The sequence below is a fragment of the Lysobacter sp. Root667 genome (assembly GCF_001427715.1).
Classification (GTDB): Bacteria; Pseudomonadota; Gammaproteobacteria; order Xanthomonadales; family Xanthomonadaceae; genus Lysobacter.
Genome location: NZ_LMHF01000010.1, coordinates 200,719 through 226,171 on the forward strand (window position 1 = coordinate 200,719; position 25,453 = coordinate 226,171).

General features: G+C 62.7%; 21 protein-coding genes. 9 read left to right on the forward strand and 12 right to left on the reverse strand.

All coding sequences use genetic code 11. The features are described 5' to 3' along the window. Positions 1-48 precede the first annotated feature (48 nt). The gene (locus tag ASD78_RS08755) at positions 49-543 is read left to right on the forward strand and encodes an anthrone oxygenase family protein (RefSeq protein ID WP_200944144.1); all 495 of its coding nucleotides are present in this window, start codon (positions 49-51) and stop codon (positions 541-543) included. 54 nt (positions 544-597) lie between these two features. Here the strand turns inward: ASD78_RS08755 and ASD78_RS08760 are convergent, their stop codons facing one another. From ASD78_RS08760 to ASD78_RS08780, 11 genes are all read right to left on the reverse strand, one after another. Further along, the gene (locus ASD78_RS08760) at positions 598-789 is read right to left on the reverse strand and encodes a hypothetical protein (protein WP_055904347.1); all 192 of its coding nucleotides are present in this window, start codon (positions 787-789) and stop codon (positions 598-600) included. A 64-nt stretch (positions 790-853) separates the two neighbouring features. Beyond that, the gene (locus ASD78_RS08765; RefSeq protein ID WP_055904350.1) at positions 854-1,123 is read right to left on the reverse strand and encodes a hypothetical protein; all 270 of its coding nucleotides are present in this window, start codon (positions 1,121-1,123) and stop codon (positions 854-856) included. Between the two features lie 210 nt (positions 1,124-1,333). Next, a complete protein-coding gene (locus ASD78_RS20660; protein WP_156087670.1) occupies positions 1,334-1,852 on the reverse strand; it encodes a hypothetical protein in 519 nt (172 codons plus the stop codon). A 776-nt stretch (positions 1,853-2,628) separates the two neighbouring features. Beyond that, positions 2,629-3,078: a hypothetical protein gene (locus ASD78_RS08770; RefSeq protein ID WP_156087671.1), complete on the reverse strand. Its 450-nt coding sequence runs from the start codon at positions 3,076-3,078 to the stop codon at positions 2,629-2,631. Positions 3,079-3,318: 240 nt separating this feature from the next. After that, positions 3,319-3,684, reverse strand: coding sequence for a hypothetical protein (locus ASD78_RS20665; RefSeq protein WP_156087672.1), 366 nt, complete (start codon positions 3,682-3,684; stop codon positions 3,319-3,321). Positions 3,685-4,229: 545 nt separating this feature from the next. Next, the gene (locus tag ASD78_RS20670) at positions 4,230-4,670 is read right to left on the reverse strand and encodes a hypothetical protein (protein ID WP_156087673.1); all 441 of its coding nucleotides are present in this window, start codon (positions 4,668-4,670) and stop codon (positions 4,230-4,232) included. Positions 4,671-4,799: 129 nt separating this feature from the next. Beyond that, on the reverse strand, positions 4,800-5,351 hold the full coding sequence (locus ASD78_RS19990; RefSeq protein WP_082575507.1) for an RHS repeat-associated core domain-containing protein: 552 nt from the start codon (positions 5,349-5,351) through the stop codon (positions 4,800-4,802). Between the two features lie 43 nt (positions 5,352-5,394). Next, positions 5,395-5,898 (reverse strand): OmpA family protein, encoded by a 504-nt coding sequence (locus ASD78_RS19995; protein WP_082575508.1) that lies wholly within the window; start codon positions 5,896-5,898, stop codon positions 5,395-5,397. A gap of 346 nt (positions 5,899-6,244) precedes the next feature. Beyond that, positions 6,245-6,736, reverse strand: coding sequence for an OmpA family protein (locus tag ASD78_RS20000; RefSeq protein ID WP_082575509.1), 492 nt, complete (start codon positions 6,734-6,736; stop codon positions 6,245-6,247). Next, positions 6,733-9,786 carry an Ig-like domain-containing protein gene (locus ASD78_RS08775; RefSeq protein ID WP_056100346.1) on the reverse strand — a complete coding sequence of 1,018 codons (3,054 nt, stop codon included), beginning with the start codon at positions 9,784-9,786 and terminating at the stop codon, positions 6,733-6,735. Before ASD78_RS08775 ends, ASD78_RS20000 begins: the two co-directional genes overlap by 4 nt. A 95-nt stretch (positions 9,787-9,881) precedes the next feature. After that, entirely contained in the window at positions 9,882-12,764 is a 2,883-nt protein-coding gene (locus ASD78_RS08780) for an RHS repeat domain-containing protein (RefSeq protein WP_056100349.1), read from the reverse strand. Positions 12,765-13,435: 671 nt separating this feature from the next. Between ASD78_RS08780 and ASD78_RS08785 the strand changes: the two genes are divergently transcribed. Continuing rightward, positions 13,436-14,983, forward strand: a complete 1,548-nt coding sequence (locus tag ASD78_RS08785; protein WP_056100917.1) for a Na+/H+ antiporter — start codon at positions 13,436-13,438, stop codon at positions 14,981-14,983. A 111-nt stretch (positions 14,984-15,094) separates the two neighbouring features. Here ASD78_RS08785 and glmS read toward each other — a convergent pair whose 3' ends face one another. Then, positions 15,095-16,927: a glutamine--fructose-6-phosphate transaminase (isomerizing) gene (glmS, locus tag ASD78_RS08790; protein WP_055904365.1), complete on the reverse strand. Its 1,833-nt coding sequence runs from the start codon at positions 16,925-16,927 to the stop codon at positions 15,095-15,097. Positions 16,928-17,123: 196 nt separating this feature from the next. On the opposite strand from glmS, the gene ASD78_RS08795 reads away from it, so the two are divergent. From ASD78_RS08795 to ASD78_RS08825, 7 genes are all read left to right on the forward strand, one after another. Then, on the forward strand, positions 17,124-18,413 hold the full coding sequence (locus ASD78_RS08795; protein ID WP_056100353.1) for an HlyD family efflux transporter periplasmic adaptor subunit: 1,290 nt from the start codon (positions 17,124-17,126) through the stop codon (positions 18,411-18,413). Between the two features lie 2 nt (positions 18,414-18,415). Beyond that, entirely contained in the window at positions 18,416-18,634 is a 219-nt protein-coding gene (locus tag ASD78_RS08800) for a hypothetical protein (protein ID WP_056100357.1), read from the forward strand. A gap of 35 nt (positions 18,635-18,669) precedes the next feature. Beyond that, positions 18,670-19,392, forward strand: coding sequence for an ABC transporter ATP-binding protein (locus tag ASD78_RS08805; RefSeq protein ID WP_055904372.1), 723 nt, complete (start codon positions 18,670-18,672; stop codon positions 19,390-19,392). 25 nt (positions 19,393-19,417) lie between these two features. Then, on the forward strand, positions 19,418-20,731 hold the full coding sequence (locus tag ASD78_RS08810) for an ABC transporter permease (RefSeq protein WP_056100921.1): 1,314 nt from the start codon (positions 19,418-19,420) through the stop codon (positions 20,729-20,731). Positions 20,732-20,739: 8 nt separating this feature from the next. Beyond that, positions 20,740-21,972 (forward strand): FtsX-like permease family protein, encoded by a 1,233-nt coding sequence (locus ASD78_RS08815; protein ID WP_056100362.1) that lies wholly within the window; start codon positions 20,740-20,742, stop codon positions 21,970-21,972. 162 nt (positions 21,973-22,134) lie between these two features. Beyond that, a complete protein-coding gene (locus tag ASD78_RS08820) occupies positions 22,135-23,970 on the forward strand; it encodes a DUF885 family protein (protein WP_056100365.1) in 1,836 nt (611 codons plus the stop codon). Positions 23,971-24,094: 124 nt separating this feature from the next. Next, a complete protein-coding gene (locus ASD78_RS08825; RefSeq protein WP_056100367.1) occupies positions 24,095-25,453 on the forward strand; it encodes a sigma-54 dependent transcriptional regulator in 1,359 nt (452 codons plus the stop codon).

A 25,453-nucleotide genomic window follows, 5' to 3' on the forward strand; every position in this document is an offset into this window, starting at 1 on the left:
CGGTCGACAGCCACCGTACGCCTGCTAAGCGAGGAGCCGGCCGCGATGATGGACACCCTCATAACCGCCCTGCTCTGGCTCGGCGCGATCGGCTGCGGCCTGCTCGCCGGCGTGTTCTTCGCCTTCTCGGTCTTCGTCATGACCGCCCTGGGCAGCATCGTCCCCGCCTACGGCATCGCCGCGATGAACGCGATCAACCGCGTGATCCTGCGCTCGCTGTTCATGCCGGTGTTCTGGCTCACGACACTGACGAGCCTGATGCTGGCCGGCGTCGGAATCGTGCACAGCAGCGAACCCGGCGCCCTGGCCATGCTCATCGGCGGCGCCGCGCATTTCCTGGGCATGTTCGTCTGCACGGTGGCGCTCAACGTGCCGCTCAACAATGCCCTGGCCGCGGTGGATCCTGCCGGCGAAGCGGCGCTGCCGGTCTGGCAGCGCTACCTGCGCGATTGGACGCGTTGGAATCATGTGCGCACGGTGGCGTGCACGCCCGCGAGCGCGATGTTCGTGCTGGCCATGGTGGAGCGCGCCGCGCCGGTCTAACGCAGCGCTCGGCTTGAAGCCAGCGAGCGAAAACCGCTACGGCGACGCCTCAGCTCAAAGCCTGCCCGTCTGCTTCTGCTCGGCGACATACCAGTCGTCGACGATCTTGCCGCCGCGCACCTTGTAGATCGAAAGTCCCTCCGAGACAGTGCCGTCCTTCTGGGTCGCGTGATCGTGGCTGACCACCCACTCGCCCACCGCCATGCCCTCGAGCGTCTCGATCCGCGCCGGCCGCTCGGCGAACATCTGGCGGAGCGCGCGTTGGCATCTAAGTCACCCTTCGTGCCCCTACTCAAGGGCGCCCCTTCAATTAATCAAGAAACGTGAACCTATCAATAAGTTCTTCCAATATTTCGCCGTCGGCCGTCAGCTCGCTATGAACATCGAATCCAATTTCCGCTAACGCCAGCGTCAACGCATCGGAAACTGACTCAACAACATCGAGTGAAAGCAGCCCCCCATTTTTTTGAGAGACCATGGCGATCTCAATCTGACCCAGGAGGTCATCCGGCAAAACCTTGCGATCCCTGAGCCACCACAGCTGCTTCGAGGATATCGAAATTCGAGCGAACTCAGTCATCGCACGCCATTTCTGTTAGACGGGTTCACAGAAATAATCTCTTGGGTGCCTGGATTAACAGTCGTCGAGGACTTTACCAAGCACACATTCCTAATACTTGGTTCCGCGGCATGGGCAACCATGCTCATCCTTCAAAAGGCCAGGGTAGTGATGGATTTCGCTATCGTCACGGCTCTTCTCCAAATAACTCGTCACCATAGCCGCAAGCATTTACGGCGCATCAGCCGCCGGATCTGAAACAAGAACATCGATCTGCGGTCCGAGACGAAGTGCGTACCCTCTTTTCCAAAAAGTAGAAGGCAGTTTATCCACTACCCAGATAGCTGTTATCGGTGGAGAGAGTGGAGAATGCTGCGGGGAGCCTGCGAACGAAATTGAAACATGCAAACACGACTCCTTGCTCGGACCATCAATCAAGGCTTCCGCCTTCATATTTCCGTCAGCCGGCAGCAGAGCCAGTGATTTCGAAGACTTGCACTCTTCGTCGTCTGGAATTGCCTTAACCAACACTGTCACCTTCCCGAGGCGCCCAGAGATCTCCACTTCCGATTGCCCCGGGCTACTTGCCGGAAAGGAAGTCGCCTTAACAGTATCAACACCAAACGAAGTTGGTATTTCAAGGCACAACGTTGGACCGCAATAGTCCGGTGAGTGCGGCGGCGGCGACGCTCCCAATTCACCGCAGAACGCAAATAGGATTAATGACAGCGTGGCCGAGGTTAGCTTCATTTCTCGATCTTCCTCTTTGTCGGCCCATTGGCCCGAGCTTCATTAAGCTGCCCATCCTTGAGCGCGCCTCTCCTATCAGCCTTTATGTTGGCCCTGTCAAAGCTAAGCTTTGGCGTAGACGTGCGATTTCCATTTACATCCATATAAAAGCGTACAGGAAGTCAGCAAAGCCGCCCTTCTGCGAAGCACCTAATTTCTCAGCCACGATCTGCAACAAAGGATACGCGTTATCGCTTGGGTATAGGTTATTACGTGCTTTCCATCAGACGTTAGAATGTAGTCGTAGCCCCCCCCCGAAGGAGTCGTGTACTTCTTCATCCCAGAACCCTCTCCCGCAGACACCCGAGACGGATTGTAGCCACTGTAAATCAATACCTTCGCACCGCCGATCAACTCCACGTCGTAGGTAACGAAGTCGGCGGGTATGCGCATCGTCATGACATCGCCATCCGCTATTCCGAAGCAAGCACTGGCCGTATAGACGTTGCAGTAAACAGACCTCTTCCGTTGCTCTAGGCTATCAGGCATAGAAGTACAACCCGCGCTTTGAGAGCCGAGCATTAGACAGAGAAGTGCCAAGGTTCGTTTCATCATGGATTCCTCGGCTCCTACGGCGGAAGTGCGAATAAATGAACCTAATCCCTTAACAGGACCGGCCAAAGCCAGGACAGCAGCATGCCAAGACTTTGGGGCTACGGTGCCCTCCGGTCGCTTATATAGGCACGTCGGTTCAAAGCTCTTCCGGGACTAGTCGCATTGTCGCCGATCGGCCGGGACTAATCGCTTCGATCAAGATAATCGCACTCATCGGCAAAAAGGCACACGGAGGAAATTCCGCCGTTCTCGACGCTAATTATTAGCCTACTCTTCGGATAGGCAAAAAAACTTTCAACACTTCCGTCCTCATAGACAACACGCGTTTCGTCATCGCACTTTTCGCCGATCAGAGACTCAATCATCGACAAATCGCCACCCAGTACACTTATGTCATCGATAAATAGATTATCCAACGCAGTTATTGCGGTGATTTTTCCATCAAAGACATCAAGCAGTGCAAACTCGACCTCCTTAAGGTAAACCGAGTACGGCTGGCTGCCGATCTCCGAATCCATTTCAGTTTTTTCACGTTTTCGCAGCATGAAGCCAGAAGGCAAACAATCAATAGATTGCCCAAGCACAAAAGGTGCGATTGCATTTGGCGGCTGATACTTTAGCGTGATGCTCATTTTTTGCCCCTCTGGCTATGCTGCTCACCTTTCCTTTTTCTCTGGGCAGATTCCAGAATTCGTTGCGCCTTCTTCTCTGTAGCTTGGCGCTCCCTCCTTGACATCTGCTTTGCTTCCTCTCGCAACTTCGCGTCCGTGGCCTCCGCACTCTCCAACGCCCTTCCGCCATCACCGTGCCTTGTAAACAACAAGGCCCGCATCACTGCGTGCCTTGTGCTTTATGGGATCGGATTACAGGAATTACCCCCGCCCCATTTTTATCGAGCTCTTTCGGAAAAAATCTGCATTGAGTGTAAAACAAGCTAGCCACGGAAATATGGCGACCACTATGGCTACTGGAAGAGGATAGAAATCCGCGCGCATGTTCAATGCCACACCCCATGCGACAGCAGTCGCGACCAGGTATGTCACGACCAGGAAAGGCAAGGCTCGGCTCCTACGCCAATGAATGCAAACCGCCGCCAATAGCGCGAACTGCGCCAGTGCAGCGCCTGCCGCGTAATAGACGAGCATGATGTTTCCGCTTGCAAATGCGGGTAACGACACACTCATCAGCGTTAGGCCGATGGAGATTGAACTCATCTGGTTAAATGACAGTCGTTGCATGCGCTATTTTCCCTTGAGCTCTGTATCCAGTCGCTGCGAATCAATTCTACCCTCAACGCGGAATACCCCCTGGAACCCACCTCCGAACAAATCACCTTTCGGAAGCGGCGTATCAGCCGCTTCACTCTACCTACGGACCTGAAACAAGAACATCGATCTGCGGTCCTAGACGAAGTGCGTACCCTTTTTTCCAAAAAGTAGAAGGCAGTTTATCCACTACCCAGATAGCTGTTATCGGCGGAGAGACTGGAGGATGCTGCGGAAGGCTTGCGAACAAAACTGAAACATGTAAACACGACTCCTTGTTCGGACCATCAATCAAGGCCTCCGCCTTCATATCTCCGTTGGCCCGCACCAGAGTCAGTGACTTCGAAGACCTGCACTCTTCGTCGCCTGGGACTGGCTTAACCAACACTGTCACCTTCCCGAGGCGACCCGAGATCTCCACTTCCGATTGCCCTGGACTATTTGCCTGAAAGGAAGTGGCCTTAACGGCATCGCGGGCCTTGTGCGTTATGGGTCTTTGATAAGTGAACCTGACCCCGTTAGTTAAAGAGCAAACTCGTAACAGCTGCTGCAAATGACGCGGCACACAACATAAGAATCCCGTACACCAGAACGACAGGCGTCTTCTGGGATACGGCATACGCCACGTAGGCCTCTTTCGGGCGATGGCCGGTCAAGAAAGCCAGCAAAGGGAGCGCTACAAGGGCAGCAACGCTACCCCCGCCTGCACCTAGCGCAAGCCCACGCCAGTCACTGCTGGGAAGAAAACCTAGCTGGTAAATCGCAATACCAGCCAACAGCCCACCAAAGAAAAGCGCGTTAGCAAGCCAAATCGCCGCGCGATTCTCTCGAATCAGAGTCGCAGCGCTCTTTCCATTACAAACCTGAGGAACCCAACGCGAAAGCGCATGGCAAAAAAGGATGGCCAGCAATCCCCCGACAAGGCCACTGAATACCGGTCTGATTGACTCAAAGTCCATCCCAAACACCTGCTACTTGTTGATCTTCTTTTCGACATAGGAGGAAGCAGTATCAGCCGCAGTCTGACCCACTTTCTGGCCTGCCGATGTGGCTGGTTCAACCACTTTTCCGCCTTGCTGCGCAGCAGCCTAGGTCGTTCTCCCGACATGGCCGGCAATACCATTGCTCGCCGCCATAGCCTCCACCTTTGCAACAGCACTGAGGCCAACTTTGGCACCAGCGCCGCCACCCGCGGCCCCTGCTACCGCAGCAACAGCAACTTCTTTGGCGCTTGCACCTTTACCGGTCAATGCCCCTTCAGCCACTTTGCCAGTAGCACCAGCTGCGCCACCAACCGCTGCAGCCGCAACTACAGCTCGCGTCGTTGTAATAGCGCCGCTAACCGCAGCCTTGCCTATCACTCCGCCTAATCCACCAGTGACGGCACCAACAGCACCAGCAACTCCAACGGCAGTCCAATTAGTAACTTTTCCTTCTGTTGCGATTTGCAGCCCAGCCTCAATGCCGGCGCCGATTAACGCGCCAACAACACCGAATCGCCCATCCGGATCGGTGTACTTGTACGGGTTGTTATTGGCGTACGCGTACCGATTGAAGTTCGCTCCGGTATTGAGATCAGCACTGACCGGATCGACGGATAGGAAGCGCCCAATCTGCGGGTCGTAATAGCGCTGCCGCATATACGTCAGCCCTCACCCCCGCGACGCCGGGTCGGCAGTCGATCTAGGGAACAATATTGATTTCTACCCGACGATTTACTGACCTACCATCGTCGGTTCCGTTGTCATCAATAGGCAAGCTGGCACCTCGCCCGGCAACATCTGATAGTGATGACCTAGAAACACCATTCTTCACCAGCCAATCGTAAACGGCCATTGCTCGCAGCAAAGAGAGCTCGTCACAATCACTACCCGAACATTCTTCACTATCGGTAAATCCTAGAATTTCGAATCGAAGGTCCCCATATCTTTTTAGTATCGAAAGATCGCGATCTAACGCACCCTTCGAAAATTCATCGCCAAGCGCCGAAACTAGAGGCTCACCGGCTTTGGGATGCCCTCTTTTGAAATGCAACGATATCAGCTCTGGCCCACTAATCAGGAGAACTGGAGACTCTTTGTCTGCTTCGCTCTGCTGACCAACTGCGCAGGAAGTCAGAAGAATGAACCCCATCACTATGCACACACATTTCATCATTTGCAGCTCCCGCTCGTGCTCGACCCACACGCCGCCCTAATCGACCCTTGTGCTTGTCTATCTATATTTTCTTGGCTAAATCCTCCAGACGGAGTCCACCCATCTCTAGACGACTCGGCAAAGTTGGCCGCTTTTTGATAGATCGCTTGGGCGGTATAACCGTCCACCTCCTCTTGCTTGCGCTCGCCCGCTGAGATCGGCCCGCCTCTCTTTTGATCATTTGCTCCGTGTTCACCCTCATGCGCTACAACACGAGCGAGAACATTCAACGTCCGGTTTTCCGTGCTTCTGGTAGCAGCCCCCATATCGTATTTCCCCCATTGGAATCTAACCGGAACCTATGGCGCCATCTGCATTGCGTCACGACTTGATGCAGTCAGTGGCCGCCCTCCAGAATGAGAAACTCAAGTTGCACGCGCCGATTTTTTTCTCTTGATTGTTCAGACACACCATTATCAACCGGCCAATCACTGCCCCCAGGCTCACCCATCTTGATCTTTGACGCTGGAACACTCTGATCCAGCAGCCACCGATACACTAGCTGTGCTCTGCGTGAAGACAAAGAGCGACACTCCGCACCGGAGCATTCATTTACGTCCGAAAACCCAATCACTTCAGCACCGAGCCCCGGAGTATTCAATAGCAGGGCGACGTTTTCTTTGAGAAGAGATAACTGCTTATCAATCGGCCCAAGCACTGCGCTATCGAGCGATTCGCCGGGCATCGGATGCCCTGCCTTGAAGTGCACTCTGTTCAGTTCGATGGATGTAAGCGGCGGCAAGCTCTCTCTCTGGAGTTCGGATTTCGCGCAGCCGGTCGTCGCCACAGCGAAGAACCAAGCAGTTATTCCACATACTATCTTTGTCATGGCCCGCAACTCCCAGATTTTTCTGCCCCGCAAGCGGCCCTGACGGAACCTTCGGCTTGTCGTTCTATGTTTTCGTCACTTGTACCGCGCATCGGCGTCCAACCATCCATCATAGAAGTGGCAAAATTCTCTGCCTTCTGAAAGTGTGCTTGCGCTGAGTAAGCCTTCACTTCGGTTTCCTTTCGTTCGGCTCGTGTACTTACGGGGCGGCCGCGATCCTGATCATCTTTTCCATGGGAGCCTTCGTGAACAATGTCACGACCATGCTCCAAAATTGGCTTACCCGCTACCAAGGTTATTATGGCAGTGCCGGTCGTAGACAGCCCTGCTGTTCCCTGGACCAGCCCTTTCTCCTTGAACGAGACTTGCACTCTGTCATCACCTTTTTCGCCATAGAAGCTTACGATCGCACCTAAGATCCTCTTTTCTTCAGAGGTCAATCTGGAACTACTGGAAGCTTCCCTTACCTTGCCGAGTCCTTTTTCGAAGTTGTCGCAGTCCCCACTCTTTCTATCCGTGCACACATAACGCCCATCAGGATCAGTGAACCTATACGGGTTATTGTTTGCATACCGATAACGATTGAAATTACCGCCAGTTCTGGAGTTCGCCGTCACCGGATCGCTACTTAAGAACCGGCCTAGGGTCGGATCGTAGTACCGCTGCTGCATATACGTCAGCCCGGTCGCCCCATCCATCACATGACCGGTGTAGCCGATCCCGTCGACCGTCTTGTTGATCGCGCTGCCGTAGGGCTCGTAGTTCGTGCTCTCGACTACTGCACCGTTGGTGTCGGTCGTCGCTACCGGGCTGCCAAGGGCATCGGTATGCTGGTAAGTCGTCGCCGTGATCGCATTGCTCGGCCAGTCGTGGTCGATCGTGGCGATCACGCTGCCGGCCAGGTAGACGTGCTCGTGCGTGGTCTGGCCAGTGGTCGGACTCACCTTAGAGCTGAACAAGTACTGCCCTGACTGGCTGTATTGGAATACGTGCGCGGAGCCGTCGTCCTTCAGGATTTCCGAGCGGCGGCCGTGTGCGTCGTAACGGTAGTTCTCCTTGCCAAACACGTAGCGTAGGCGGTTGCCGTAGTCGAACCCGTATACCTGCCCGTTCTTGTTGGACAGGTTGCCCTGCACGTCGTAGTCCAGGCCCATCACCGTGGCGCCGACGCTGTTCTTGACGTTGGTCAGGCGGTTGAGGGCGTCGTACAGGTAGGTGTGCTCGCGCACGCCCGGGTGCGAGACGCTCCGGATGTTGTCGAGGCCGTCGTAGGCATAATCGATGTAGTGCGTGCTGCCACCGAACGTCGCCGAGCCCGCGCGATCCAGGCGATCCAGAGCGTCGTACTCCAGATAGCGGTTGTAGTTCGCGCCCTGGACGGTGTCGTCGATTCGGGTGGTGTTGCCGTTCTGGTCGTAGGTGTTCGCGAACCCGAGGATGCCGCCGTCCTGAGTGGCCTGCGGCAGCTGGCGCACGTTCTGGGTCATCGTATGGACGATGCCGTTGCCGTAGGTGAACTGCTTGATCGCGCCGTTGGGGTAGTAACTCACACCGCTGGCGTAGGTGCCCTGGTTGCTGCCGACCTGGGTCGCCTGACCCAGGGCGTTCGGTGCGTAGGTCACCGACAGGCCGGTCGGGTAGGTCTGCGAGGCCAGATGGCCGTTGCCGTCGTAACCGTAGCCCAGGGTCCAGGTGTACGGCCGCAACATCGACTCGCTGACCAGCAGGCGACGCTTGTTGTAGCTGTAGGTGTTGTCGAGGTAGGTCGTGCCCTCGTTGTTCCAGGTCCTGATCTGACTCGGCAGGCCGTCGGGGGTGTAGTCCCAATGCTGGTTGCCGTTGCCGTCGGGGAAGATCAGGTCGTTCAAGCGGCCACGGCCGTCGTAGGCGCGGATTACCTTGCGCGCGGTGGTCGCCGTGTCGGTCCGACTGCAATCGGTCGTGCTCGGTGCAGGCACGCCGGACGCCGACCATGCCAGATTACCGGCCGCATCGTAGTCCATGACCGTCGCGCCGGTTTCCGGCTCGATCACCTTGCACAGGCGGCGATGCTGGTCGTAGACGTACTTGCGGGTCAGCGACAGCGGCGCCGGGAACGACAGCACGCCCGAGCTCGACAGCAGGCCACTCCCTGAATTCACCGGGGACAGGCCGTACATGTAGATCTTCTGGTTCGAATGCGCCTGTCGCATGGCCGGCGTCAGCGGAATCAGAAACCGATACTGTGTGCCCTGGGCTTGGCAGGCCGTCGCCACGGCCGGCTCGCTGGCCTGATCGGCGGTGTATCGACCAACGAAGCTGCCCGTGCCGTAGGCCCCGCCCGCGAATAGATCGACTTCGATCGATTGATCGCGTGCGGTCGAGCACGCCCAGCCGATGAGCCGATAACCGTTGGCCGTATCGAACGAGATGTCGTCGATGTTGCCGATGACCTCGGACGGGCCGATCGTCACGTTCACCGGGGCCGACGCCGTGGCCACGCCGCTGTTGTCGGTCGCCTTGGCGGTCACGCTGTAGCTGCCGGTGGCGACATTGCTCCAGCTGAACTGATACGGCGGGCTCGCGTCGCTGCCGATCAGGCCGCCGTTGGCATAGAACTCGACGTTCGCGATCGTACCGTCGCTGTCGCTGGCAGTCGCCGACAGGCCGACGGTCGCGGGCTCGACGAACGGCCCGGTCGGGGCGTTCATCGACACCGTCGGCGAATGGCCGCCCGGAGCCAGCACCGTCACGGTCACGATGCTCGAGTTGCCGGTGCCGTAGTTCGTCGTGGCCTGGGCATGGAACTGATAGGTGCCGGCGGCGACGTTGGTCAGGGTATAGCTGATTTCGCCACCGGAACCGCCGGCGACCTGCGCCCCGTTCTGATACAGCCGGATTGAGGTCACCCGAACGTTGTCGTCGCCACCGGCCTCGGCAGTCAGTCCGATGGTGGCCGGTGCGTCGAAGACTTGACCGTTGGCCGGCGAATTGACGCGGATGCTCCAGGATTGGGCCTGTGCCGCGAAACAGCAGGCCCATAGGAGCAGGCATACGAAAGATCTGAGCATCGGAAAGTCCCTAAAGGCTTTGGCGCTGGGCGAAGGACGCAAATGGCGGGCAAGATGGAAAGCAGCGGCCGAACGGCCGTCGCCTCGCTCCCGGCTCAGCTGTCCGGACCCGTGCGCGTGACCTCAAGGGGCGCGCCATAGCGGTCGCGCACGATCACCGTAGACACGCCTTGCGGCGCATCGGCCTTGATCAGACCGTCGTAGGAAGGCGTATCGAAGACCTGGAACTGCTGCGTGGTCTGGAACCCGCGCGGGTTGGTGATGCGCCGCTGGAATCCCGGCAGGTACTCGGTCGTGGTCACGAGCACGCCCAGCTCCGAGTCCTGTTCCGACCGAACTACGCGTCCCAGCGCATCGTACTGGGTGCGCATACCGGTCCATGGACCCCACTGCCCTTCCTGCAAGGGATTGCGGGGATAGGAGGCAAAGGTCTGCCGCCCTTCGTGGTCGAAGACGTTGAGCTTGATGTTGTAGGTCTGGTTCGTATTGGTCACGTCATGCTCGTGCTCGACCAGCGGCCGCCATAGCGCATCGAAGAAGCTGCTCGTGAGGTAGTTGCCCTGAGTGATGGTCTGACGCCAGTGACCGGCTGGAATCCCCATCTCGTCTGCGTCCACCTTCACGAACGAGAACACCTTGTCGTTCGACGCGGGCGCGTCGCCGGTCGGATAGACGATCCGGCTCAACCGGCCCACCGCGTCGTACTGGTAGCCGGTGCTGAAGCCGTTCTCGTCCGTCGACGACGTGATCAGGCCCTGGTTGTCGACCACCGCGGTTTCGGTGGCGCCCGACGGCGACTCCGGTGTGGCCGGGTGCCGGATCGTCTGCGGAATGCCGCGCATCCAGTTCGACAGCGTCGTGGTGTTGCCGGCCCCATCGGCCGCTGTCGCCACCGTGCCGTCGCCGTTGTACGTCAGGATCTGCTGAAGTTTGCCGAAGCTGTACATCCGAATCGGCAGCACCTGGGCGGGGTCGTAGTCGGCCAGCGAGATCACTTCGCCCGTGTCGACGTTAGTGACGCTCCGCAGTTGGCCAAGCACCCAGCGCGCGGTATCGTCGTGATACGCGGTGGCGTCCGTCTTGCCAGGATTTTCCAGCGAGCTGCGCTTGTTCACCACTGTCGGCCGCGCGTAAATATCGAAACAACGGGTGCTGCCGCAAGTGGGGACTTCGGAAGTGAAGGTCGTGGCGTCCTGATGGATGACCGTTGAGATCGTCGGGCGCACATACTCTGCAGAAAATCCGCCGCCGCGCGGCTGGGGATCGGTACCCAATGGCATCGGGTATGGTTGTCCGGACTGCGCAAGCTCGTACGCGGTCGTTTCCGTGCGCATGATCTGCGCAGCGCTTGCGCCGCGCTCCGTCTTCAGAAGCTTGCCTTCGTTATAGCGATAGCTGTTGCCGAACGTGTAGCGGGTGAACTCGTTGTTCGGGCCTACGACAGTCGCAATCAGCTTGCCGGCGCAATCGTCGGACAGGCAAACCGGCGAGCAGGCGCCGTTACCCGTGCAAACCGCCGTGCCAGGCGCGAAGGTATACCCGGAGGAATACTCGTAATTCCACTCCATGCCGGCGAGCCCGGGGCCGCTCAGATGCTTCCTGGTCAGCGCAAACGAATCCCAAACCAGGGGGTAGATCGAATACTCGCTGGTGACATTGCCGCTTTGGACATAGCCCCCGCACAGCTGCGGAACGTTGGTTCGTCCAAACCGCTTGGCCGCGACGGTGAACTGCCCGACCGCGCCCGACGGATGCGTGATCGTGCCGACGTAGTCGACTTCGTTCGCAATGTCTCCGGGATTGGTGCAGTTGCGCCAGGCGACGCCAGGCTCACCATGCAGATAACGAATTGATGTATTGGAAAACGCACCGAAATCGATAGTCCAACGGTTGCCGTCGGGAAGAACCACTGCGCTCAGGGTTACCTTGGGCGTGGAGTAGTTGTAGAGGTACTGCCAAGTCTGAGACCCATCGCTCGCGGCCTCAACGAAGCCGGAACCGTTATAGCCCAGCGTGATCTGGCGACCATCGCTGGAGTCGATGCGGACCAGCCTTCCTCGCTCGTTCGACGCGTTGGAGTAGCTGTAGGTCACCCAGTTCCCGAACCTATCCTCCACACGACTCGCGTAGATCACGGAGCGGCTGCGATGCAGGACAGTACTTCCATACGACATGATCGATTTCTCATAGCCCGGCTCGTCGAAGGCGGCGGCGACATCGAACCAGTACTTGGCACCGCTGGAAGTGACCGCCAGGAAGCCTTCGCTGTTTGCGTCATTCTTTAGGCTGGGCAAACAGGACACCAGAGTCTGGCCGCTGACCCAGTAGTACGGGCCGCCCGTGGTGGGCTTGGGCGTAAACGCATTGGCCAGCAGCATCTCACCGCCACCGCTCGGAATCTCCAGCTGAACGCCGTGCCAGAACTCCACGGCTTCGAAATATGTCATCCCGATTTTGATGCTCGCCGGCCTGGCTTCATGCGGCGCAGTGGCGGAACACTTCGCGGGACGGCCCACCATGCGAGGTACGTCCAGATCCCAATCAGCCATCAGCAAATCGTTTCGCGAGTAGCCCTTGCGATTGCCCACGCTAAAGCTTCGACCCAGCGACACCGGTAGCGAAGAATTGCCGGGCACCGAGATATCCAAGTTCGAGAACGAAAGGCCACCGGTGTAGAAGTTGACTTGATCGCCCAGAAAATCGGAGCCCATGACGCCCACATTTCCGCGATCCTGAGTCAGTTTTTCGTACTCCTCCCAGGGCTTATTCGCCTCCTGAGCGCGGAGCGGCGCAGCGAAGGCGCCGAAAGCAAGCACCATGACCAGGGCTTTCAGGCCCATCCCGCCGCTGAGCCCCTGCAGAGCCTTCTTCAAGACCGCGCAGCAGGGCGAGATCATGGCGGCGCCACCCATACCGGACTGACGCACATCGACACCGGACGCCGGAGCGGCCGGTACGGAAACGAAATGGAATTGCATGCGATGGATGCTCTCGCCGGGCCGAACGGCTCGGACTGCGATGGTGAACTCGAAACCGGCGTCACCGGCTCCGCTTGTCTTCGCTGCGCAGTTTATCGATAAGCGTCGAAAGTGTTTCGATCAAGAAATCGCTGAAGCTGGCACACACTCAAAGCATTCGTGCTCTTAGGCTTCGCTCTCTCGACTCTCAGCTGGAGACACACATACGCCATCTGTTTCCACGCGAACAATCACCTCGCGCACGCCCAAATCTTTCCGAACCCTGAATGCATGCACGCGCACCACGACGGTGGCCGGCTGGATGCTTGTTCGCATCGCTCGCATGGGCGCTCAGCGGATTCTTGTCGTCCGATTACTTGAGACCGCGCCCGCGGCCACCCTACCCGTCACTACGTTGTCGCTGCCGATGGCGCAAACCGCCATCGGCAGCGAACCGGCACCACGGCTCGCCGCGGAGAGCGACAATGAGCCGCCGCCACTTCGGCGATCGCGGGATTTGGCCGCCTGGGTAGCGGCCTTATCGACCGGACAGATATCAACTCGCAGGACCGAAGCCCGCAGCGATTGCATTTCGGCCGATCCTGCCGGGAAATAGGGCCAGGCGCAGCGGGCCGCTGGCCGAAGGAGAGCCGCATGGATTCAACCCATATTTGTTCGAGCTGGTGATTGTGATGTTTCTGGCGATCATCGCGCTGCACTATGTCGCGCATAAGTTGGGGTTGCCGCCCTCGGTGGGCCTGCTCGCCGGCGGCGCGGCGCTGGCCTTCCTGCCCGGTCTGCCGACCATCACGGTCGATCCTGAGCTGGTGCTGGTCATCTTCCTGCCGCCGCTGCTGATGGACGGCGCCTGGTCCATTGCCGTGAGCCGGTTGCGCCGCCATCTCATCGGCATAGGCTCGATGGCGGTGGGCGCGGTGCTGTTCACCTGCCTCGTCGTGGCCGTGGTGACCCATTGGCTGATTCCGTCGCTGCCGTGGGCCGCCTGCGCGGCGCTCGGAGCGATCGTCTCACCGCCCGACGCCGTTTCCGCGCGCTCGGTGCTGCAACGGGTGAAGCTGCCCCGACGCCTGCAGATCCTGCTGGAGGGCGAAAGCCTGCTCAACGACGCGAGCGGCCTGGTGCTGTTCCGCTTCGCGATCGCCGCGGGCGTCACCGGCGCGTTCAGCGCGAGCGAAGCGGTCGGAAGTTTCTTCCTGTTGGCGCTGGGAGGCGTGGCGGTCGGCGCCGTGGTCGGCATGCTGTGGGTGAAGCTGGTACGCCGCCTCGGCGACGAATACCTGATCATCGCGGCCACCACGCTACTGGCATGGAGCTCCTACCTGCTCGGTGAAATGCTGCACGTGTCCGGCGTCATCGCCACCGTGACCACGGGCCTGATCGCGAGTTGGAACTCGAGCATCATTCTCTCGGCCTCGACCCGCATGCGCGGCACGTCGTTCTGGACCGTCCTGGTGTTTCTGATGGAAGCCTCGGTCTTCATCCTGATCGGGCTGTCGCTGCGCGGCGTGGTCGAACGCGGCGGCGGCTTCGGCGTCGTGGCTGCGACGATGGGATGGCACATCCTGGCGATACTCGCCGCGCTCACCGTCGCACGCTTCGTCTGGGTGTTCGGTTCCGATCTGATCATCAAGCTTTGCAATGCGCTGGGACTCAAGCGCTACCAGCCCATCGGCGCACGCGGCTCGACGGTGCTGAGCTGGGCCGGCGTTCGCGGCGTGGTCACCCTGGCCCTGGCGCTGAGCGTGCCGGAAGGCTTCCCCGGCCGGGATTTCATTCTGGTGACCTCGTTCGCCGTCATCCTCGGGACCGTACTGCTGCAGGGCATGACCCTGGGGCGCGTGATCGCATGGGCAAGGCTGGCCGAGCCGGAAGCGGAAAAGCCGCGGATGACCATGAGCCAGGCCGAAGCCGCCATGGCGCAGGCGCAGTTCGCGACCGTTCGCGTCTTGGCCTACGACAGCGCCGGCGAACTCATCCATCCCAAGCTGTTGGCGCAGTACGAACGCAAGTCGGTGGCGATCGTCGACTACGCCGATCGCACGGAGCACTACACCCCGCTGATCCATGCCCATTTCGATGTGGTTCTGGAAGCGGTCGCCAGCGGACGCCGCGAACTCATCCGGCTGCACCGCGCCGGCGATATCGACGACGCGACGCTGCGCGAGCTGGAACGGGACCTGGATCTGGAAGAGCTGAGCGCGATTTCGGCCAAGGCTTAGCGGTTGGCGCACAGCGCCGTCAGCCAAGCCCAAATACAGGACCGACGACGACCCATGCAATCGCACAAGTCCACGCCACAGTAACTTCGAGCCGGCGGGACAGACCGCCGCTCACTCCACCGTCACCGACTTCGCCAGATTGCGCGGCTTGTCGACATCGGTGCCGCGCGCGAGTGCAGCGTGGTAGGCCAGCAGCTGCACCGGGATCGCGTGCACCACCGGCGACAGCACGCCGACGTTGCGCGGGGCGCGGATCACGTGCACGCCCTCCGAGGGTCCGAACTGGCTGTCCTCGTCGGTGAACACGAACAGCTCGCCGCCGCGTGCGCGCACTTCCTGCATGTTCGACTTCACCTTCTCCAGCAAACCGTCCTTGGGCGCGATCACCACCACCGGCATGGCCGCGTCGACCAGGGCCAGCGGGCCGTGCTTGAGCTCGCCGGCCGGGTAGGCCTCGGCGTGGATGTAGGAGATTTCCTTGAGCTTGAGCGCACCTTCCAGCGCGATCGGGTAGTGCACGCCGCGGCCCAGGAACAGCGCGTGCTGCTTGGGCGCGAAGCGCTCGGCCCAGGCGGTGATCTGCGGTTCCAGGTTCAGGGCGTGCTGCACGCTGCCGGGCAGGTAGCGCAGCGCGTCGATGAATTCGGCTTCCTGCGCGGCGTCCAGACGGCCGTGCAGTTTGGCCAGGGTCGCGGTCAGGGTGAACAGCGCCACCAGCTGGGTGGTGAAGGCCTTGGTCGAGGCGACGCCGATCTCGGCGCCGGCTCGGGTGTAGTACACCAGCTTGCTGGCGCGCGGGATCGCGCTCTCGGGCACGTTGCAGATCGACAGGGTGCGCTCGTGGCCCAGCGACTTGGCGTACTTCAACGCCTCCATCGTGTCCAGAGTTTCGCCCGACTGCGAGATCGTCACGATCAGTTGCTTCGGGTTGGCGACCGCCTTGCGGTAACGGTATTCGCTGGCGACTTCGACCTGACAAGGCAGGCCGGCGATGGCCTCGATCCAATAACGCGCGGTCAGGCCGGCGTAGTAGCTGGTGCCGCAGGCCAGGATCTGCACGCCTTCGATATCGCGCAGCACGGCTTCGGCGTCACGTCCGAACAGCGCCGGCGAGAACATGCCGTCGTTGATTACCGCTTCGATGGTGTCGGCGATCGCACGCGGCTGCTCGTGGATCTCCTTCTGCATGAAGTGACGGTACGGGCCCAACTCCAGCGAGGCCAGCGATACATCGGACAGATGGGTTTCGCGCGCGACCGCGTGGCCGTGCTCGTCGTACACGCTCACGCCGTCGCGGCGCACGTCGGCGGTGTCGCCCTCTTCGAGGAAGATCACCTTGCGGGTGGCCTGGATGATCGCCGAGACGTCGCTGGCGACGAAGTTCTCGCCCTCGCCCAGGCCGACCAGCAGCGGGCAGCCCATGCGTGCGGCGACCAGGCGGTCGGGATCGCGCTTGCTGACCACGGCGATCGCGTAGGCGCCGACCAGTTCGCGCACCGCGCTCTGCACGGCGGCCAGCAGGTCCGCGCCTTGCGACTGATGGTGATGGATCAGGTGGGCGATGACTTCGGTGTCGGTTTGCGACTCGAAGACGTAACCGGCCGCGCGCAGACGCTCGCGCTGCTCTTCATGGTTCTCGATGATGCCGTTATGCACCACCGCCAATTCGCCGAAGCTGATGTGCGGATGCGCATTGGCCTCGGTGACGCCGCCGTGGGTGGCCCAACGGGTGTGGCCGATGCCGAGCGTGGCGTGGAAACCTTCGGACTGGGCCGCGCCTTCCATCTCGGCGACGCGTCCGGTGCGGCGCACGCGGCGCACGTCGGCGCCGTCGACCACCGCGATGCCCGCGGAATCGTAACCGCGGTATTCCAGCCGCTTGAGACCTTCGATCAGGACCGGTACCACATCGCGATCCGCGATCGCGCCGACGATTCCACACATGTTGCGGGTGCTCCTGCTGGTGTCCGCCTAGTTTAGCGGCGTGGCACGTACGGCATGTCCGGCGGACGCCGTGTCCGTCCGACCGGACACGCGGACACTGGGAACACGCCATTTAAATCAATAACTTGCGATTGGCACGAGTTGTGCATTGGTTAAGTGCAAAGACCTTCCGCCCACCCGCAGAGCCGACCGCCGCATGAGCATCCGCGATACCGCCGCCCAGGACCGCCCCGTCGCTGTTTCCTCCAACAGTGCCGCGGGCAAGCGCCGCCGCCCGTGGTTGCTGGCCGGCGCCGCCGGCGTCGGCACCATCGCTCTGGCCGCCTGGATGCTGTCGGGCTGGAGCGCCGGCGGCCGCTCCTTCGACGCCTCGCGGGTGCGCATCTCCGAGGTCAAGCGCGGCGATCTGGTCCGCGATATCTCCGCCGACGGTCGCGTGATCGCCGCCAACAGCCCGACCCTGTACGCGATCGCCGCCGGCACCGTGACCTTGAAGGTCGTCGCCGGCGACGTGGTCAAGCAGGGCCAAGCGCTGGCCGAGATCGACAGCCCCGAGCTGCGCAGCAAGCTCGCGCAGGAGCAGGCGACCCTGGCCGGTCTGGAAGCCGAAGCCGGCCGTTCCGAACTCGACGCCCAGCTGGCACGCTCCAACGCACGCAAGGCGCTGGACCAGGCCGAGATCGAGCGCACCGCGGCGATCCGCGATCTGGAACGCCAGCAGCGCGGCTTCGACGGCGGCGCGGTCGCCCAGGTCGATGTCGCGCGCGCCCAGGACGAACTCAAGAAAGCCGACATCGGTCTGGCGCATGCGCGTCAGGACGCCGGCCTGCAGGGTCAGGGCGCCGGCCTGGACACCCGCAACAAGCGCCTGCTCGCCGATCGTCAGCGCTCGATCGTGGTCGAGGTGCAGCGCCAGGTCGATGCCCTGACCCTGCGCGCGCCGTTCGACGGCCAGGTCGGCCAGGTCCAGGTCGCGCAGCGCGCCAACGTCGCGGTCAACGCGCCGCTGCTGAGCGTGGTCGATCTGGCCGTGTTCGAGGTCGAGATCAAGGTACCGGAAAGCTTCGCCCGCGATCTGGCCATCGGCATGCCGGCGCAGATCACCAGCGGCGCCGGCGAACCCTTCGCCGCGCAGGTCTCGGCCGTGTCGCCGGAAGTCGTCAACGGCGAAGTCACCAGCCGCCTGCGCTTCACCGCCAAGCAACCGCCGGGCCTGCGCCAGAACCAGCGCCTGTCCGCACGCATCGTGCTCGATACCCGTCGCAATGTGCTGGTGGTCGAGCGCGGCCCCTTCCTCGAACAGGCCGGTGGCCGGTTCGCCTACGTGGTCGACGGCAGTCGCGCGGTGCGACGCTCGATCCAGGCCGGCGCCAGCAGCCTCAGCGCGGTCGAGATCGTCTCCGGCGTGCAGCCGGGAGATCGAATCGTGGTGTCCGGCAGCGACCAGTTCGACAACGCAGAAACCGTCCGCCTCTCAGGAGAATGACCATGAAAGCTTCCAACCAGTCCAACACCTTTCCGTTCGACCTGCACTGGACTTCCGACGATCTGGCCGACGCCATGCCGCTGCGCCTGAGCGAGTTGTTCGACTTCGACGCCGCGCGCGCCAAGTCCCTGCACAGCGCCAACGTCGAAGCGCCAGTCCACGGCTGGCGTCGCAACGGCTATCTGCGCAACGCCGCGCCGACCTCGTTCCGCGTCCGCTGATCCTCCTTCCATCTCTCCACTCAGGACACACCGCCATGCTCGACATGCGTCAGGTCACCAAGGTTTACCGCACCGAACTCGTCGAAACCCACGCGCTGCGCTCGCTGGACCTGCATGTGCGCGAAGGCGAGTTCGTCGCGGTCACCGGCCCGTCGGGCTCGGGCAAGACCACCTTCCTCAACATCGCCGGCTTGCTGGAAACCTTCACCGGCGGCGAGTTCCGGCTCGACGGCGAGGACGTGAGCGGCATGTCCGACGATGCGCGCTCGAAGCTGCGCAACCGCAAGATCGGCTTCATCTTCCAGGGCTTCAATCTGATCCCCGACCTCAACCTGTTCGACAACGTCGACGTGCCGCTGCGCTACCGCGGCATGCCCGGCTCCGAACGTCGCCAGCGCATCGAGGACGCGCTCAGCCGGGTCGGCCTGGGCTCGCGCATGAAGCACTATCCGGCGGAGCTGTCGGGCGGCCAGCAGCAGCGCGCCGCGATCGCGCGCGCGCTGGCGGGCAGCCCGCGCCTGCTGCTCGCCGACGAACCCACCGGCAACCTCGACTCGCAGATGGCGCGCGGCGTGATGGAGCTGCTGGAGGAGATCAACGCCCAGGGCACCACCATTGTCATGGTCACCCACGATCCGGAACTGGCCGCGCGCGCGCAGCGCAACGTGCACATCGTCGACGGCATGGCCACCGACTTCGCCGCCGTGCCCAGCCTGGTGCGATCGCTGGCCAGCGACGACGCCGCCGCGACCGCCTGAGGACGCCGCCATGACCGGTAACTCCATGTTCGCCTACTACTTCGACCTGGCGCTGCGCAGCTTCCGCCGCAACAAGATGCTGACCGCGCTGATGGTGCTCGCCATCGCGCTGGGCATCGGCGCCAGCATGACCACGCTGACGGTGTTCTACGTGCTTTCGGGCAACCCGATCCCGGCCAAGAGCGACCGCCTGTTCTACGTGCAGATGGACCCGCGCACCAAGGACGGCTACACCCCCGGCGGGGATCCCTCGTTCCAGATGACGCGCTTCGATTCCGAAGCCCTGCTGCGCGGCAAGCGCGGCGCGCGCCAGGCGGTGATGACCGCCGGCGCCGCCAACATCGAACCCGATCGCCAGGGCCTGACCCCGTTCATGGCCGACGCGCGCTTCACCTCGGCCGACCTGTTCGCGATGTTCGACGTGCCGTTCCTGCAAGGCGGCGGCTGGAAGGCCAGCGATGACGAGAACCGTTCGCGGGTGGCGGTGATCAGCAAGGAACTCAGCGAGAAGCTGTTCGGCGCCGGCTCCAGCGTCGGCAAGGCGATCCGGATCAACGAATCGGAATTCCGCGTGGTCGGCGTGATCGACCACTGGCGCCCTACCCCGCGTTTCTACGATCTGAGCAACGAGCGCTTCGGCGCCGCCGAGCAAGTGTTCATTCCGTTCTCGACCTCGCTGTCCCTGCGCATGGGCAACAACGGCGATATGAATTGCTGGGGCGAAAATCGCGTCGACGACGAAGAAGGCTCGCACGCGCTCAATGCGCCCTGTGCTTGGCTGCAGTACTGGGTCGAACTGGCCTCGGCCGACCAGGCCAAGGACTACCTTGCCTACCTGGGCAACTATTCCGACGAACAACGCCGCGCCGGCCGTTTCGAGCGACCGACCAACGTGCGCCTGTACAACGTGATGGACTGGCTGGACCAAAACAAGGTCGTGCCCTCCGACGTGCGTCTGCAGGCCTGGCTGGCGTTCGGCTTCCTGCTGGTGTGCCTGCTCAACACCGTCGGCCTGCTGTTGGCCAAGTTCCTGCGTCGCGCCAACGAGATCGGCGTGCGCCGCGCGCTCGGCGCCTCGCGGCGGGCGATCTTCGCCCAATGCCTGGTCGAGGCCGGCACCGTCGGCCTGGCCGGCGGCGTCATCGGCCTGGGCCTGGCGATGCTGGGACTGTGGGCCGTGCGTCAGCAGCCGGCCAGTTATGCCGAGTTGGCACATCTGGACCCGACCATGCTCGTCGCCACTTTCGTTATCGCGGTCGTCGCCAGCGTACTGGCCGGCCTGTTGCCGGCCTGGCATGCCTGCCAGGTGACCCCGGCCATCCAGCTCAAGAGCCAGTGAGGCCATCCATGGACATCCGCCCCATCCTGACGACCCTGCGTCGCCACAAGACCGCCGCCGCGCTGATCGTGTTCGAGATCGCGCTGAGCTGCGCCATCATCTGCAATGCGGTGTTCCTGATCAGCAATCGCCTGGAACTGATGAACCGCACCAGCGGCCTGGCCGAGAACGAAATCGTCCGCGTCCAGTTGACCGGCATCAACAACAACAAGGACGCCGGCGCCGTGACACGGTCGGACTTGGCGGCGCTGCGCGCGCTGCCGGGCGTCAAGGCCGCCACGGCCAGCAACCAGGTCACCTTCGGCAACTCCTCCTGGAACAGCGGCGTCAGCCTCAAGACGGACCAGCCGTTCCCGAACCTCAGCGCGACCACCTACTTCGGCGACGAGCAACTGATCGACACGCTGGGCCTGAATCTGGTCGCGGGCCGCCGTTTCAACAGCGACGAGTACGTCGACCTGGAGGAATTCGACAAGCCCGGCGCCGATCTTGGCGTGCCCGCAGCGATCCTGACTCAGGCCGTGGCCGACAAGCTGTTCCCAGGCGAGAACGCGGTCGGCAGGAACATCTATAGCTGGGGCGACAAGCCGATCCGGATCGTCGGCGTGGTCGATCACATGGCGCGTCCTAACAACCGCGGCGGCGCCGCCGAGTACGAATACTCGATGATCTTCCCGCTGCGGGTGACCTACGAGGCCGGCGGCAATTACCTGCTACGGGTAGCGCCCGAGCGTCGCGAGGAAACCCTCAAGGCCGCGATCGCGACCCTGGAGAAGAACGGCCCGACCCGCATCATCCTCGAGGACGAGAGCAAGACCATGGAGCAGATGCGCCGCGAGTTCTATCAGCAGGACCGTTCGATGGCCTGGCTGCTGGTCGCGGTGTGCATCGCCCTGCTGGTGGTGACCGCGCTGGGCATCGTCGGCCTGGCCAGCTTCTGGGTGCAGCAGCGGACCAAGCAGATCGGCGTGCGCCGGGCGCTGGGCGCGACCCGCGGCCAGGTGCTGCGTTACTTCCAGACCGAGAACTTCCTGCTCGCCACGCTCGGCATCGTCATCGGCATGGCCATGGCCTACGGCATCAATATGGTCCTGATGAGCCACTACGAGCTGCCGCGTCTGCCGGCGATCTACCTGCCGCTGGGTGCGCTGGCGCTGTGGGTGCTGGGCCAGATCGCAGTGTTCGGCCCGGCGCGCCGCGCCGCCGCCGTGCCGCCCGCGGTCGCGACGCGCTCGATCTGACGCGTCGAACGGCGCGTTCGATCTAGAACGCGTGGCGTAGTTCCGGGCGCGATCGCAGCGCGCCCGCTAGTCTCTCCGAGTCGGTCCGCAAGCCCGTCCAGCCTCCGCGCTGGACGGGCCCGGACCGGGTCGTCTCCACTTTCCGACACGGAGCCCCAAGCCATGTCCCCACGCGTCACCCTGCATGCCCTGACCATCGCCCTGACCCTGGCCGTCGGCGGCGTCCACGCCGCGCCGGCCACGAACAACGCCACGCCGGCCAACGCCGCAAGCGCCGACGTCGCCGCCCGCACCCGCGCCCTCAATGCGTTGCTCGACGAGCAATGGCAGACCTTCCTGCGCGAAGCGCCGGAGCAGGCCAGCTTCTTCGGCGACTACCGCTACAACGACGGCTGGAGCGACTACTCGCTGGCCGAGGTCGAGCGCCAGACGGGCGAGCTCGAAAAGCTGCTCGTGCGCTTCCGCGCGATCGATCCCACCGGCCTGGCCGATGCCGACCGTCTCAATCTGCAACTGATGATCCGGCGCCTGGAAAGCGACCGCGAGTTCTATCGGCTCAAGCTGCACGAGCTGCCGCTGGACCAGATGAACGGTATCCACCTGCTGCTGCCGATCATCGCCAGCGCGTTTCCGTTCAACGACGCCAAGCAGTACGACGAGTACATCGTGCGCCTGCGCAACATGCCCAAGCTGCTGGACCAGGTCACCGAGCGCGCGCGCCAGGGCGCCAAGGACGGCCTGACGCCGCCGCGCTATCTGCTGGAGAAAGTGGTCGGACAGTGCGACGGCATCGCCGACCCGGCAGGCGCCGACAACGTGTTCGCCGCACCGCTGCAGAAATTCCCCGCCAGCATCCCGGCCGCCGAACGCGAGCGCATCCGCAAGGCCTTGCTGACCGCTATCGACGAACAAGTGCGCCCGGCCTATCGCAAGCTGTCGCAGTTCGTCGCCAAGGAGTACGCGCCGCAGGGCCGCGAAGAGCCGGGCCTGTGGTCGCTGCCCAACGGCGAGGCCCTGTACGCCTACCAGATCCGCCAGCAGGCCTCGACCTCGATGAGCGCCGAGCAGATCCACCAGCTCGGCCTGGCCGAAGTCGCACGTATCGAGAAGACCCAGTCCGAGATCGCGCGCAAGCTCGGCTACGCCGACCTCAAGGCGATGCGCGTGGCGGTGCGCAAGGATCCCAAGCAGCATGCGCAATCGCGCGAGCAGATCCTTGAGCTATACCGCAAGTACGTGACCCAGATGGAGCCGCGCCTGCCGGAACTGTTCGGCCTGCTGCCCAAGACCGGTGTCGAAGTGCGCGCGATCGAGTCCTACCGCGAGAAGTCCGCATCCGCCGCCGGCTACATGCCCGGCACCCCCGACGGCTCGCGCCCGGGCATGATCATGATCAACACCAGCACGCCCACCGAGCGCCTGCTGATGCCGATCGAGGCGATCGCCTACCACGAAGGCATTCCCGGCCATCACCTGCAGAACTCGATCACCCGCGCCCTGCCGGAACTGCCGCCGTTCCGACGCCTGATCGGCGAGATCGCCTATATCGAAGGCTGGGGCCTGTACTCCGAGCGCCTGGGCAAGGAGCTGGGCTTCTACCAGGACCCGTACAGCGACTTCGGCCGCCTCGCCCAGGAACTGGTGCGTGCCAACCGCTTGGTGCTGGACACCGGCGTGCACCACAAGCGCTGGACGCGCGAACAGATGGTGAGCTGGTACCGCGAGCATTCGGATTCCGACGAGGTCAGCATCCAGGCCGAGGTCGACCGCTACATCGCCAACCCGGGCCAGGCGCTGGCGTACAAGGTCGGCGAGCTCAAGATCGTCGAGCTGCGCGAACGCGCGCAGCGCGCGCTGGGCGACCGCTTCGACATCCGCGCCTTCCACGACCAGGTGCTGGGCGGCGGCGCGCTGCCGCTGGACGTGCTGGAACAGCGCGTCGACGGCTGGATCGCCAGCAGCAGCCGCGGCGGCGCCAAGGCCGCGGGCGCGCCATGACCTGCGCGCCGCAACGCGATATCGGCGCCCGCGCGCCGCTGTCGTGCGGCGGCGCTGGCTATACTTCCGCCGGACCCGCGGCGGCGTCGCGCACGCCGCCGCACCTTCAAATTCCCGGAGCCCTATGCGCACCGTCCTGGTGATCGACGACAACCCTGCGGTCGGCACCGCGCTGGACCTGCTGTTCGGCCTGCGCGAGATCCGCGTGCTCACCGCGCAGTCGCCCGAGGCAGGCCTGCAGATGCTGGCGCGCGAGGACATCGGCCTGGTGATCCAGGACATGAACTTCAGCGCCGACACCACCTCGGGCGAGGAAGGCGTGGCCCTGTTCCGCGACATCCGCGCGCGCCATCCCGACCTTCCGATCATCCTGCTCACCGCCTGGACCCATCTGGACATCGCCGTCGACCTGGCCAAGGCCGGCGCGGCCGACTACCTGGCCAAGCCCTGGGACGACCAGAAGCTGCTGGCCAGCGTCGAGAACCTGCTGGAGCTGTCGGCGAGCACGCGCGAGGTCAACCGCCTGCACGATCAGCGCCGGCGCGTGCAGCGCGAACTCGAATCGCGCTACGACCTGCGCGGGCTGGTGTTCGCCTCCGAAGCGCTGGCGCGCGTGGCCGAACTGGCCGGCCATGTGGCGCGCGCCGACGTGCCGGTGCTAATCACCGGCCCCAACGGCTCGGGCAAGGAAAAGATCGCCGAGATCGTGCAGGCCAATTCCTCGGTCAAGTCAGGACCGTTCGTGACCCTCAATTGCGGCGCGCTGCCGTCGGAACTGATCGAAGCCGAGTTGTTCGGCGCCGACGCCGGCGCCTATACCGGCGCCAGCAAGGCCCGCGAAGGCAAGTTCGAAGCCGCCGACGGCGGCACGCTGTTCCTGGACGAGATCGGCAACCTGCCGCTGGCCGGGCAGATGAAGCTGTTGCGCGTGCTGGAGACGGGACGCTTCGAGCGTCTGGGTTCCAACCGCGAACGCCAGGTCAAAGTCCGCGTGATCAGCGCGACCAACGCCGACCTGCCGGCGATGATCCGCGACGGCCGCTTCCGCGAGGACCTCTACTATCGCCTCAACACCATCGAGATCCACCTGCCGCCGCTGGGCGAACGGCCCGACGACGTGCTGCCGCTGGCGCGCAAGTTCCTGCGCGAGCTCGCCGGCGACGGCGGCAAGCGACTGAGCGAGGAGGCCGAGCGCGCACTGACCATGCACTCCTGGCCGGGCAACGTGCGCGAACTGCGCAACACCCTGCAGCGCGCGGTACTGTTGGCGCGCGGCGACGGCATCGGCGTCGCCGACCTGGGGCTGCCCACGCCGACCGCCCATACGTCGGCGGCAGCCGGCGGCGACGAACCGGACCGCGCCAGCATCGAGGCCGCGCTGGAACGTGCCGGCGGCGTGCTCGCGCAGGCCGCGAGCGAACTGGGTCTGTCGCGTCAGGCGCTGTACCGCCGGCTCGACCGGCTCGGCATACGACGGGACTGA